This window comes from Nonomuraea rubra, assembly GCF_014207985.1.
Classification (GTDB): Bacteria; Actinomycetota; Actinomycetes; order Streptosporangiales; family Streptosporangiaceae; genus Nonomuraea; species Nonomuraea rubra.
This window is the reverse complement of sequence record NZ_JACHMI010000001.1, coordinates 3,251,233-3,262,969: the sequence shown is the minus strand read 5'-3', so window position 1 is coordinate 3,262,969 and position 11,737 is coordinate 3,251,233. Positions and strand designations below refer to the sequence as shown.

13 protein-coding genes are annotated in these 11,737 nt (G+C 70.5%); 3 read left to right on the top strand and 10 right to left on the bottom strand.

Going from position 1 to position 11,737, the window contains the following annotated elements; translation table 11 throughout:
- Position 1 precedes the first annotated feature (1 nt).
- The gene (locus tag HD593_RS14910; protein WP_185102740.1) at positions 2 to 589 is read right to left on the bottom strand and encodes a hypothetical protein; all 588 of its coding nucleotides are present in this window, start codon (positions 587 to 589) and stop codon (positions 2 to 4) included.
- Between the two features lie 52 nt (positions 590 to 641).
- On the opposite strand from HD593_RS14910, the gene HD593_RS14905 reads away from it, so the two are divergent.
- Positions 642 to 1,040 carry a hypothetical protein gene (locus tag HD593_RS14905; protein ID WP_185102739.1) on the top strand — a complete coding sequence of 133 codons (399 nt, stop codon included), beginning with the start codon at positions 642 to 644 and terminating at the stop codon, positions 1,038 to 1,040.
- A gap of 40 nt (positions 1,041 to 1,080) precedes the next feature.
- On the top strand, positions 1,081 to 1,893 hold the full coding sequence (locus HD593_RS14900) for an endonuclease/exonuclease/phosphatase family protein (RefSeq protein ID WP_185102738.1): 813 nt from the start codon (positions 1,081 to 1,083) through the stop codon (positions 1,891 to 1,893).
- A gap of 17 nt (positions 1,894 to 1,910) precedes the next feature.
- Here the strand turns inward: HD593_RS14900 and HD593_RS14895 are convergent, their stop codons facing one another.
- The 3 genes from HD593_RS14895 to HD593_RS60295 all read right to left on the bottom strand — a co-directional run bounded on the left by HD593_RS14895 (position 1,911) and on the right by HD593_RS60295 (position 3,446).
- Positions 1,911 to 2,438, bottom strand: coding sequence for a DinB family protein (locus HD593_RS14895; protein ID WP_185102737.1), 528 nt, complete (start codon positions 2,436 to 2,438; stop codon positions 1,911 to 1,913).
- Positions 2,439 to 2,492: 54 nt separating this feature from the next.
- The gene (locus HD593_RS14890; protein WP_246546523.1) at positions 2,493 to 3,017 is read right to left on the bottom strand and encodes a GntR family transcriptional regulator; all 525 of its coding nucleotides are present in this window, start codon (positions 3,015 to 3,017) and stop codon (positions 2,493 to 2,495) included.
- Between the two features lie 180 nt (positions 3,018 to 3,197).
- Entirely contained in the window at positions 3,198 to 3,446 is a 249-nt protein-coding gene (locus HD593_RS60295; protein ID WP_221524766.1) for a class I SAM-dependent methyltransferase, read from the bottom strand.
- Positions 3,447 to 3,668: 222 nt separating this feature from the next.
- Here HD593_RS60295 and HD593_RS14880 point away from each other — a divergent pair, with 222 nt between their 5' ends.
- Positions 3,669 to 4,607, top strand: coding sequence for a cyclase family protein (locus HD593_RS14880; protein ID WP_185102735.1), 939 nt, complete (start codon positions 3,669 to 3,671; stop codon positions 4,605 to 4,607).
- Positions 4,608 to 4,935: 328 nt separating this feature from the next.
- Here the strand turns inward: HD593_RS14880 and HD593_RS14875 are convergent, their stop codons facing one another.
- The 6 genes from HD593_RS14875 to HD593_RS14850 are packed head-to-tail and all read right to left on the bottom strand — an operon-like array spanning position 4,936 to position 11,649.
- Positions 4,936 to 6,225, bottom strand: coding sequence for an ABC transporter substrate-binding protein (locus tag HD593_RS14875; protein ID WP_185102734.1), 1,290 nt, complete (start codon positions 6,223 to 6,225; stop codon positions 4,936 to 4,938).
- A gap of 22 nt (positions 6,226 to 6,247) precedes the next feature.
- Positions 6,248 to 7,411, bottom strand: coding sequence for a branched-chain amino acid ABC transporter permease (locus HD593_RS14870; protein ID WP_221524765.1), 1,164 nt, complete (start codon positions 7,409 to 7,411; stop codon positions 6,248 to 6,250).
- Complete coding sequence (locus HD593_RS14865) at positions 7,408 to 8,295, bottom strand: branched-chain amino acid ABC transporter permease (protein ID WP_185102733.1); 888 nt, start codon at positions 8,293 to 8,295, stop codon at positions 7,408 to 7,410. The genes HD593_RS14870 and HD593_RS14865 overlap by 4 nt, the downstream gene beginning before the upstream one ends.
- Entirely contained in the window at positions 8,292 to 10,139 is a 1,848-nt protein-coding gene (locus tag HD593_RS14860; protein WP_185102732.1) for an AMP-dependent synthetase/ligase, read from the bottom strand. Before HD593_RS14860 ends, HD593_RS14865 begins: the two co-directional genes overlap by 4 nt.
- On the bottom strand, positions 10,136 to 10,900 hold the full coding sequence (locus HD593_RS14855) for an ABC transporter ATP-binding protein (RefSeq protein ID WP_185102731.1): 765 nt from the start codon (positions 10,898 to 10,900) through the stop codon (positions 10,136 to 10,138). The genes HD593_RS14860 and HD593_RS14855 overlap by 4 nt, the downstream gene beginning before the upstream one ends.
- On the bottom strand, positions 10,888 to 11,649 hold the full coding sequence (locus HD593_RS14850) for an ABC transporter ATP-binding protein (RefSeq protein ID WP_185102730.1): 762 nt from the start codon (positions 11,647 to 11,649) through the stop codon (positions 10,888 to 10,890). Before HD593_RS14850 ends, HD593_RS14855 begins: the two co-directional genes overlap by 13 nt.
- Positions 11,650 to 11,737: the final 88 nt, after the last annotated feature.

Sequence of the window (11,737 nt, the reverse complement as noted above, 5' to 3'; positions counted from 1 at the left end):
ATCACGGCCCGCCCTCTCTCATAGGCGGCGGGCCGTTTCGCCATGCCGTGACGTAGAGGTGGCGATGCGCGTAGAGCAGGCTCTCGTCCGCTTCCCCGGCCACCCCGAAGGGGTCCTCCGGGCTGTCATGCAGGCCGGTGGGCATCGCCTCGCGCGTACTCAGGAACCAGATCAGCCCGGCGATCGGCTTGGCGGCGGGGAAGGGAAGGGGCGGCTGATCGTCGTTGGCGTGCAGGATCTCGTACAGGGCCCTGCTCACGTCCGGCACCTCCGCACGCACCTCGTCCTCCCCGGCGTCAGGGTGGATCATGCGGTACGCCGCCCGGCCCGCCTCGACGAGCTGCCCGAAGTCCTCGACGTGATGGTCGGTGCGGGTCAGGATGGAGAGCACGCCGCCGTCGCTCTCCTCCGGGGGTTCCGGGGTCGTCTGGGTCTCGCCCGTGACGGCGTCCTGGTACGACTCCAGAGCGCGCAGCAAGGTCTCCTGCTCGGTGGAAGGGTCCGCGCCCTCCGTCACCGCGGCGAGATGCTCTTCTACGGCCGTGATCAGCGCACTGGCGGCGAGCCGTAACGTCTCGACATCGCTCATCTCCGGACACCCATCCCTTTCTTGATCATCCGCCACCGTACAGAATGATCGTGTGACAACACAGGGCGTCAATGTCCACCCCATGCCGGTCACCGCGCACATCGCCAGGTTCATCCTGACCCTCCAACTGGGCGTCGGCTTCGGGGTGATCGCCCTCGGGATCTTCGCCTCCATCGGATCCGGCTTCACCGGCCCCTACCTGCTGCTCCTGCTCGCTTCCGCCGCCGGCACGGCGCTCCTGTGGCTGCTGCTGGCCCACTGGCCGTCCCGCAAGAAGTCGGTGCGATGGGGAGCCATCGCCATCCAGGCGGCCTCATTCGCCCTGCTCCTCGCGCTGCCCCCGCTCGACGGCGGCATCGACTCGTACAGCAGGCTCATCGGGAGCGTCGTCCCGGTCGCGACGATCATCCTGCTCGCCGTCCCCTCCACGGGCCGCTGGTTCGACCGCTGACCTCCCGTTCCCGATCCCGCCGTCCGGGTAGCGCTCGCACATGCGCGTCGCCACACTCAACCTCTGGGCCCGCCACGGCTCCTGGAGCAGGCGCAGGCAACTGCTGATCGACGGGTTGCGCGACCTGGACCCCGACCTCGTCGCCCTGCAGGAATCCGTCGTCACGGACGACTACGACCAGGTCATCGACCTGCTGGGCCCCGGCTACCACGTACTCCATCAGGAAGGCGGCGAGGCCGACGGCACCCGGGCCTCGATCGCCAGCCGCTGGCCCCCGCACCGGACCTGGCAGACGAGGCTGGACGTCACCGCCCGGGTGGACCCGTCGGAGTTCGCGGGATGGGTCGGGCTCGCCGAGGTACCGGTTCCCGGGTCGGGCGGAGTTCCGCTGCTGTTCGTCAACCACAAGCCCTCCTTCCGGCTCGGTCACGAGCACGAGCGCGAACTGCAGGCCGTCCGGGCGGCCAGGCTGATCGAAGAAGCCATCGGAGACCGGAACGCCGTGCACGTGGTGGTGGCGGGGGACTTCGACGCGCCGCCCGAGTCCGCCGGCGTGCGGTTCTGGGCGGGGCTGCAGTCCCTGGAGGGGATGAGCGTGGCCTACCGCGACGTGTGGCGATGGGCGCACCCGAACGCGCCCGGGCACACGTTCACGCCGGTCAACCCGCTGGTGCGGAGCGGGAACTGGCCCCTGGAGACGGGCCGCCGCATCGACTACCTCTTCGTACGGTGCCACGGCAACGGCCCGACGCTGCGGCTGGTGAACTGCCGCCAGATCTTCGACCGTCCGGTGGACGGCGTCTGGGCCAGCGACCACTTCGGCCTCATGGCCGACCTGGAGGCGCTGCCCTGACCCGGCGAAGCGCCCGCTCAGCGAGGTCCGGCGGCGCGTAGCAGCCGCAGCTGACCGATCTCCGTGACGTTCTTCATCAGCTCGGCATTCACCCAGGCGACCATCTGCGCCGCGGTGTGCCCCGACTCCTCCGGCCACGGGAACGCGGCCGCGGCATCCAGATCCGCGTCGCCGAGCCGCCCCAGCACCGCCAGCCACTCCTCACGCAGACCGCGCAACCACGCGACGGCACTCTCCCCGTCACCCGGCCACCTGACCTCGGACCTCTCCCGCGGAACCCGCCCCCGCGCATGATCGATGGTCACGCTCCACCACCACCCGATGTGCCAGCTCACCCAGGCGATCGTCGGCACGGGAACGGGATCGGGCTCGCTCTCCGCCCAGTCCGGCTCCCACACCCCCTCGGCGTCACGGCGCACGGTCCAGCAGTTCGCGGAGGGTTCCCACAGGAAATCCTCCGGCTCCAGCCGCTCCAGGTGGTACTCGAACAGTGACCAGGTGAACTCGAACTGCCAGCGCAGCAACTCACATCGCGATCCGGACATCGGCCGATGCTCGCACGCCTGAGCCCCGCCCGTAAAACCGTTTACGGCCGTACCTCAGAACTCGTCGTGACCCGGGACCTGTGCGATGGAGAAGACGTGCCGGCTCGCGGCGCAGATCGTCTCGAGGACGTGAACAGGGGTGTCCGTAGTGGAATAGCTCGCCCGCAGCACCTGAACGACCCACTCCCCCGGATCGAGCTCCAGCGTCTCCCGCTCGAACCCCGTCGGCGGCCGGGCGATCAGGCTCTCCTCCGCACGCCCGAACGCGTGCCCGAGGTCGACGATCGCGGCCTGGAGCGACGGCCGCACGAACCCGGGCTCGCCGAGCCGCGTCCCGCCGAACAGGTCGGCGCGGAAGTAACTCGTCGCGATGCGCACGGGAACGTCGTTCGCGGTCATCATCTTGCGCCGCGCCACGACGTCCGCCCCCACCTCGACCCGCAGGCAGGCCGCGACCTGCTCACTGGCCGCCTCCAGCCCCACGTACAACATCCGGCGTCCGGCCTTGAGCCCCTGACGCTGCGCCTCCGACAGGAACAACGACGCCGACCCCCGGACGGCGGGCTCCGTCGGCAACATCCGCCGCACGAGCACGCGCGGCCCGCCCGGTGCAAGCCCCTCGATCGGTCGTTCCGCAGGGTCTCCATCCCGCCTCACCGTCTCACCGCCCATGCGGACGTCGCCTCCTCCCGAATCCGGCACGCTGAGGCACTCTAGTCCCCGGCAGGACGCCCCGTGCCCGCCCCCTCGGGAGGCACGTCAGCCGGTACAACGCGCGACGGTGAGCACGGCCGACCAGTGGCGCGTGAGCCGCCCGTCCGGGCGTGCGGCAAGGCGGCGGCGGATCTCGCTGGGGAGCGTGGCCTTGCCCGGGCCGCAGCCGACTTCGAGCAGGCGCGCGGGGGGCTCGAGCGCGGTCGTCGCGAGGAGGTCGGCGTACAGGCCGGGCGGGTAGTCGGGGCGGGCGTCCTGGTAGGTGTCGGCCGCGCGGTTGAAGGTGGCTCGCAAAGGAAGGCCGTGGGACATGATCTGATTCTGGCAGTGCGCCACATCAAGATCACGCCAATTGCCACTTCAGGGGATTGGCCGGGGGGTTGGATCGAGGTTGCTCACACCGTCGCTCCGGCCCGGCGAGATCATGTCAAAGGAGAGAAGGCGGGATACCCTGCCTGCGGTGCCTCGAACCACCTGACCGGAGGAGTCGATGCTGGGATGACGGCAAGGCGACCGATGCCCACACAGGACGACGTGCTCGCGTACTTCGACACGCTGTCGAACTGGGGACGGTGGGGCGACGACGACGAGCTCGGCACTCTGAACCACATCACCGACGACGTCCGCCTGGCGGCGGCGCGCGCCGTGCGCCACGGCAGGAGCGTGTCGTGCGCGTGGGAGGTCGCCGTACCGGAGGACATGGAACGGTCGACGACGTCCTGCCCGTGCGCCGCCGACATGCCGGGTGCCGAGAACATGCCGGTGGCCACGTTCCACAACGACCGGCGCTGGGGATTCTCGTCCGAACGGCTCGGCCTCACCTTCCACGGCAACACCCTCACCCACCTCGACTCGCCCTGCCACATCTTCTGGGACGGCACGATGTACAACGGGCGGTCGCACTCGCTGGTCGACCCGGCGACGGGATCGGCGTGGGGTGCCGTCACGGCGGCGGCGAACGGGATCGTCACGCGCGGTGTCCTGCTGGACATCGCGAGCGTCCGCGACGTGCCGTGGCTGGAGCCGGGGCAGGGCGTGTTCCCCGACGACCTTGAGGAGGCCGAGCGTCGCCAGGGTGTGCGGGTGCGCCGCGGCGATGCGGTACTCCTGCGGACCGGCTACGGCCGCGTCCGGCACGAGGCCGGCGCGGCCGGCGGTTTCACGCAGGCCGGCTGGCACGCGTCCTGCCTGCCGTGGCTGCACGAACGGGGGGTCGCGCTGATCGGCGCCGACACCCCGCAGGACGTTCAGCCGTCGGGGTACGAGGACGTGTTGATGCCGGTCCACGCCGTGAGCCTCGTCGCGATGGGTCTGTGGATGCTGGACAACTGCGACCTGGAGGCGTGCGCGGCGACGGCCGCCGAGCTCGGCCAGTGGGACTTCCACCTCGCGGTCGCACCGGTCCGCTTCGCCGGCACGTCCGGCAGCCCGGTCAACCCGATCGCCACCTTCTGAGCCCGGTTCACGCGGTGCCATGAAGGGCCCGGCCGACACCTGGAACACGGGCGTGGCCGGTGAGGACATGCCGTGCTGGTCGGAACCAGGCGGCACGGGCCCCTCGAGGCGGGGTGTTGCGGCATGCGACAGCTGCCTGCCGAACTGACGTTGGAAGGGATCAGCGCAGCCACACGGGCGCGAGCGTCGAGTCGCGGCGCAGGCGCCGAGGTGCGCCGCAGGCGCCCGATCAAAGCGCCTGAGCCCCACGGCACGAAGCGCCCTCATGCGAAGCCCTTCCGGGGCGGGCTCCAACGGCCCACCCCGCGAACGGGCAACGGGTGGGTGGCTAGAGCTTGGAGAAGCAGGGGCCGTCGAAGGTGTAGGCCTGGGCCGTCGGTCCCGTGAAGAAGTCCTTGACCATGGTGACACCCGTCGTCGCCTTCTCATCCACCTTGTTGATCAAGGTCTGCCGGAAGACCGCCGACGGGTCAGCGAAGTTGCCCGCCTCCGCCGGCAGCATGCCCTCGTAGTCCACCGTCCTCAGTGTCTTCACCGCCGCCAGCAGGCCGCTCCTGCTCACGTTCCCGCCGGCCACCATCGCGTCCAGGGCCGCCTTCATGGGGTACGCCCACGCCCACCCCGACGTGTAGCCGTCGTTCGGGGTGACGCCGGGCAGCGCGTCCCGCATGGCCTTGTGGCCGGGGGTGTCGGCGTCCCAGGGCTTGCCGGGGGCCGACTGCTCGTACAGCGCCTTCAGGGCGGGGGCGGCGGGCGACTGCAGCAGGGCGGGGTTCCAGGTCGGGCCGGTACCGATGAAGCGGCCCTTGTACCCGGCCGCGGCCGACTGGCCGACGATCGTGGCGGCGTCCGCGGGGCCGGTGGTCAGGATGACGAGGTCGGGCTTGTTCTTGGTGATCTCGGTGATGGCGCGGCCCTGCTCGGTGGCGCCTGTCGGGGTTTCGACGTTGGTGAAGGTCAGGCCGCTGCGCTCCGCGGCCGCCTTGGCGCCGGCCGCGGCGTCCGCGCCGTAGTCGCCTGCCAGGTGGACGGCCATGACGGATTTCACCTGGTACGTGTCCACCGCGTAGTCGACCGAGTTCATCGCCTCCACGCAGTAGTTCGACCCGGTCTCGATGATGACGTCCTCGAACTCCCAGGCCGAGGTCCACGACGCCGGGGCGGCGACGATGTTGTTGGCCTTGAGGTCGCCGATGATGGCGGCGGTCGTGGGCGAGCCGAGGGTCTGGGCGAGTCCGAGCACCTGGTCCTTGATCTCGTTGTAGACCTGCCGGTGCACCTCCGGGTTGTACTTGTTGTCCTTGACGTACCGGGTGACGTCCACCTCGTACTTGCCGCCGATGCCGCCCGCCTTGTTGACGCGGGCCCAGAAGGCCTTCTGGGCGTCGGTGATGGGGACGGCGAGCGCGGCGAAGGGGCCGGCGGTGAGGTCGGAGATGGTGCCGAGGTAGATGCAGCCCTTGTTGCTGTCCACGGCGGACGGGCAGGGCTCGGTGGTGACACCTGGAGCCTGGGCGGCGGCGCCGCCTCCACTGCCTTGGTCGTCCCCCCGGAAGACGCCGCATGCGGACAGAAGGGCCGCTATGGCGACAACGGTTACGGCATAGCGACTCTTCATGGAGAACCCCTCCTAGAACGAGCTAGTACGAGAAAGGCCACGACTTCCAGTAGTTGCGGACCCTGATCCACAGGCCGAACAGGCCCCGTGGCTCGAAGATGAGGAACAGCACGATCAGCAGCCCGTACAGGACGGTCTCGACCTGGAACACGTTCGGCGTCTGCGTGGTGTCCCCGCTGATGAACGGCACGAGCGCCGGCAGCGACCTGGTCACGGGCTGCAGCAGCGAGATGAACAGCGCCCCCGCGATGGCCCCCGACACCGTCGCCACCCCGCCGATCAGCACCATCGCGATGAACTGCACCGACAGCAGCAGGTTGAACGACCCCGGCTCGACGTACCCGGAGATGGTGTAGAGCAGCCCGCCCGCGCATCCGGCGTAGAACGAGGAGATGCCGAACGCGAGCACCTTGTAGCGGGTGAGCGGCACCCCGATGACGGCGGCGGCGATGTCGCGGTCGCGGATGGCGGCGAAGGCGCGGCCGATGCGGGAGCGCGCCAGGTTGCGGGCGGCCACGGCGAAGCCGATGAGCAGCGCCAGCATGAGCGTGTAGAGGAGCTGCTCCTTGGTGCCGAGCGGCCCGTCCTGGTCCAGCCGTACGCCGAAGAGCTGCGGGATCGCCGCTTCCCTGCCGACTCCCGGCCCGCCGGTCAGCTCCTGCCACTCCTTGAAGACGTGCTCGCCCAGGAAGACCAGCCCGAGCGTGACGACGGCCAGGTAGAGGCCGCGCAGCCGGGTGGCCAGCGGCGCGACCAGCACCCCGGCCGCGGCGGCGACCAGGCCGGCGGCGGGCAGCCAGATCCACAGCTCGGCGACGCCGTAGCCGAGGTTTTCACCGTCCACAGGGCCGGAGAGCGCCGCGGCCGTGTACGCGCCGATCGCGACGAAGAACGCGTGCCCGAGCGACACCTGCCCGGCGTACCCGGTGACGATGTTGAGCCCGATCGCCCCGATGGCCAGCACGTACGCCCCCGCCAGCACCTCCAGCGACCGGTCCTGCAGCAGCACCGCCAGCGCGAACGCGACCAGCACCAGCAGCCCCGTCGAGACCTTCTTGGCGGGCGTGTCGAGCAGCGCCATGTCCTGGGCGTAGGAGGTGTAGAGCAGCGGCCGGCCGCGCACCCGCCGGGACCGGCCGGTCGGTATGTCGGGAGGAGCCCCGGCCGAGGTTCGCGTCTCGGTCATACCCGCTCGACCTCCCGCGTCCCGAACAGCCCGTACGGCCGCACCAGCAGCACGATCAGCATCACCACGTACGGCGACACGACCGCGAAGTTCTGCCCCAGCCACGGCGCGAACTCCCCCTGGTACGACTGGAACAGCGACTCCACCACCCCCACGACCAGCCCGCCCGCCACGGCCCCGCCCAGCGAGTCGAGCCCGCCCACGATGATCGCCGGCAGCGCCTTCAGCGCGATCACCCAGGTCATCTGCTCGATCCCCTGCCCGGTGCCGACGAACATCCCGGCGATCGCCGCCAGGAACCCGGCCAGCCCCCACGACAGCGCGAACACCGCACCCACGGAGACCCCCTGGGCCAGCGCGATCTCCTGGTCGAAGGCCGCCGCCCGCATCGCCAGCCCGTAGCGCGTGTAGCGGAAGAAGGCGAACAGCAGCGCCACCAGCACGGCGGTGACCAGCATCATGGCCAGCCAGCGCGACTGCACGACCAGCGGCCCGAGCGTGACCTGCGTGAACCCCCACGGGTCCCCGACCTGCCGCACGTCCCGGCCGATGAAGGCGTTCACCACCACCCGCAGCACCACGTCGATGCCGAGCGTGATGATCGCCACCACGAACACCGGCCGGCCCACCATCGGCCTGATCGCCACCCGCTCGATCGCCAGCGCCACGCCCGCGATGAGCAGCGCCGCCAGCAGCACGGCCGGGTAGAACCCGGTCACCCCGGCCAGGTAGCTGACCGCGACGGCCCCGGCCAGCATGAGGGCGGGCTGGGCGAAGCTGATCACCCGCGTGGCCTTGTAGATGATCACGAAGCCGAGCGCGAGCAGCGCGTACACCGACCCGTTCCCCAGGCCCCTGATCACCGACTCCAGCAGCCCCTTCACCGGGCGTACATCCCTTCGACCAGGTCCTCGAAGAGCTTGGCGATGGCCGAGCGCTTGACCTTCTGGGTGGCGGTCAGCTCGCCGTCCTCGTGGTCGAGCTCCTTGGGCAGGAACGCGAACCGCTTGATCTGCTCCACGTACGCGAACCGCTCGTTCACCCCGTTCACGATCTCCTGGACGAGCTCGCGCACCTGCGGCTTGTCCGACAGATCCCGATAGGTGGTGTACGGCAGGCCGCGCCGCCGCGCCCACTCCCCCACCGTGTCCGGCTCGATCCCGATCAGCGCCACCAGGTACGGCCGCTGGTCCCCGACCACCACGGCCTCCTTCACGTACGGCGACGCCTTCAGCGCGTTCTCGATCTCGCTGGGCGCGATGTTCTTGCCACCGGCCGTGATGATGATGTCCTTCATGCGGTCGGTGATCCGCACGTGCGTGCCGTCCACCCATTCGCCCACGTCGCCGGTGTGCAGCCAGCCGTCGCCGTCCAGGACGTCGGCCGTGGCGCGCGGGTTGCGCCAGTAGCCGGCGAAGTTCCCCGGGTGCCTGGTCATGATCTCGCCGGTGGCCTCGTCGATCTTCAGCTCGACGGCGGGGTGCGGCTCGCCGACCGTGCCCAGGCGCACCCGTCCGGGGCGGTTGGCGGTGGCGATGGCGGTGTTCTCGCTCATGCCGTACACCTCGTGCATGGGCACGCCGATCCCCATGTAGAACTTGAGCACGTCCGGCGCGATCGGCGCGGCGCCGGAGGCGGCGTAGCGGACCCGGCGCATGCCGAGCCGCTCGCGCAGCGAGCGGTAGCAGAACACCCAGCCCGCCGCGTACGCCGCCCGCGTCCAGGCGGTGTGCCGGCCGCCGGTGCGCACCAGCGTGTCGCCGACCCGGTCGGCCACCCGCAGCCAGAGCCTGGTGAGCGCCCGCTTGACCGGCGAGGCCGACTCCAGCCTGATGTTGACCTGCGCCAGCACCTTCTCCCAGATGCGCGGCACCCCGAACAGGATCGTCGGCTGCACCTCCCGCAGGTTCGCCTGGACGGTGTCGATGGACTCGGCGAAGTTCACCTGCACCCCGGCCGCCGAGTTGAACCACACGGTGAACGCCCGCTCGGCGACGTGGCACAGCGGCAGGTACGACAGCGCGAGATCGTGTTCCGACGGCGGCGGGGAGGTGAAGCCGCCGCCCTCGACCAGCGTGCGCACGGCGAACTCGACGTTCGCGACGGTGAGCATCACGCCCTTGGGCGGCCCGGTGGTGCCGGAGGTGTAGATGAGCGTGATCACGTCGCCGGGCTCCGCCTCGGCCATGCTGCGCTCCACGGCGCCGGGGTGCGCGGCGCCGTGCTCGGCCCCGAGCGCGAGCAGTTCGGGCCAGGACATGAGCACGTCGTCGTCATAGCGGCCGCGGATGCCGCGCGGCTCCAGGTAGATGATGCGCCGCAGCTCGGGGCACTCGCCGAGGACGGCCAGCGCCTTGTCCACCTGCTCCTGGTCCTCCGCGACGAGGATCTTCGCGCCGGAGTCGGCCAGCAGGTAGGCGACCTCGGCGGGCGGGTTCGTCGGGTAGAGACCGACCGTGATGCCGCGGGCGGCGACCGTGCCGAGGTCGGTGTAGAGCCACTCCGGCCTGTTCTCCGCGTGCACGGCCACCCGGTCGCCCGGCTCGACGCCGAGCGCGAGCAGGGCGTGGGCGACCAGCTCGACCTGCGTCCAGTACGCGGCCCAGGTGACCTCCTGCCAGATGCCGAAGTCCTTGTGCCGCATGGCGACGGCCTCGGGCGTCCTCCTGGCTCGCTCGCGCACCCTCGTGACGATGGTGGCGGTCCCCACGGCGGTGCCGGTAGTCATGCCGTTCCTCCCAGGTACGCCTCGATGACCGCGGGGTCCTGCTGCACCTCGGCCGGGACGCCGAGCGCGACGGGGCGGCCGAAGTCGAGCACGAGCACCCGGTCGGCCAGGTCCATGACCAGGGCCATGTCGTGGTCCACGAGCACGACGGGAATGCCCAGCTCGTCCCGGATGTCCATCACGAACCTGGCCATGTCCTCGGTCTCCTCCAGGTTCATGCCGGCCACGGGCTCGTCCAGCAGGAGCAGCCGGGGCTCCATGGCCAGCGCCCGGCCCAGCTCCACCCGCTTCTGGATCCCGTACGGCAGCAGCCGCACGGGGTGCCGGCGCCACGCCTCCAGCTCCAGGAAGTCGATGATGTCCTCGATCCTGGCGCGGGCGGCCAGCTCGGCCCGCCTGGCGCGGCCGTACCAGGCGAGCGCCGACAGCGCGCCGTAGCGGAAGTGGTGGTGGCGGCCGAGCATGAGGTTGTCCAGGACGGTCAGGTTGTGGAAGAGCTCCACGTTCTGGAACGTCCGCGCCAGGCCCATGGCGGCGATCTCGTGCGGGCGGCGGGCCAGCAGGTCCTCGCCGAGGAAGGTGACCCGGCCGCGCTGCGGCCGGTAGACGCCGGACAGCACGTTGAAGATCGAGGTCTTGCCGGCGCCGTTCGGGCCGATGACGGCCAGCAGCTCCGCCTGCCGCACCTCGAAGGAGACGCCGTCGATGGCCTTCACCCCGGCGAAGCTCAGATGCACGTCCTCGAACGTCAGGAGAGCCATCTTTTTCTCCGCTTGTAGTGCTTGACCTCGCGGAACGACCGGACCGCCCCCAGGTAGAACTCCTTGATGTCCTCGTCGGCGAGCAGCTCGCGCGACGGCTTGTCCATCACGATCTTCCCGGTCTCCATGACGTAGCCGTGCGAGGCGATGGACAGGGCCATCGTGGCGTTCTGCTCGACCAGCAGGACCGTGGTGCCCTGGCGGTTGATCTCCACGATGAGGTCGCGGACCTGGCCCACCAGCGACGGCGCCAGGCCCAGGCTGGGCTCGTCCAGCAGCAGGTACTTCGGGCCGGCCATGAGGGCGCGGCCGACGGCCAGCATCTGCTGCTCGCCGCCCGACAGGTAACCCGACACGGCCCTGCGCCGCTCCCGCAGCACCGGGAACAGGCCGTAGACGCGGTCCAGGTGGGACCGGTCGGCCGTGTGGCCGCCGACCTTGAGGTTCTCCTCGACGGTCAGCTCGGCCAGGATGCGCCGGCCCTCCATCACCTGGCTGACGCCACGCCGGACGATCTGGGCGGGCCGCAGGTGGTGGATGGGCTCGCCCTCCAGCGTGACCTCGCCCTTGGTGATCTCGCCGTCGTGCACGTCGAGCAGCCCCGACAGGGCCCGCAGCAGGGTGGTCTTGCCCGCGCCGTTCGCGCCGAGCAGCGCCACGATCGAGCCGGGCGGCACGCGGATGCTCACGCCGCGCAGCACGAGCATCACGTCGTCGTAGACGACCTCGAGGTTGCGTACCTCAAGCACGCGCGGCTCCTCGGGATTGTGTGGCCTACATCACTCCCCCGTTGAGGCCAATGTCCACGCTTGCTCAGCGCCCCACAAGAGGCCCGGC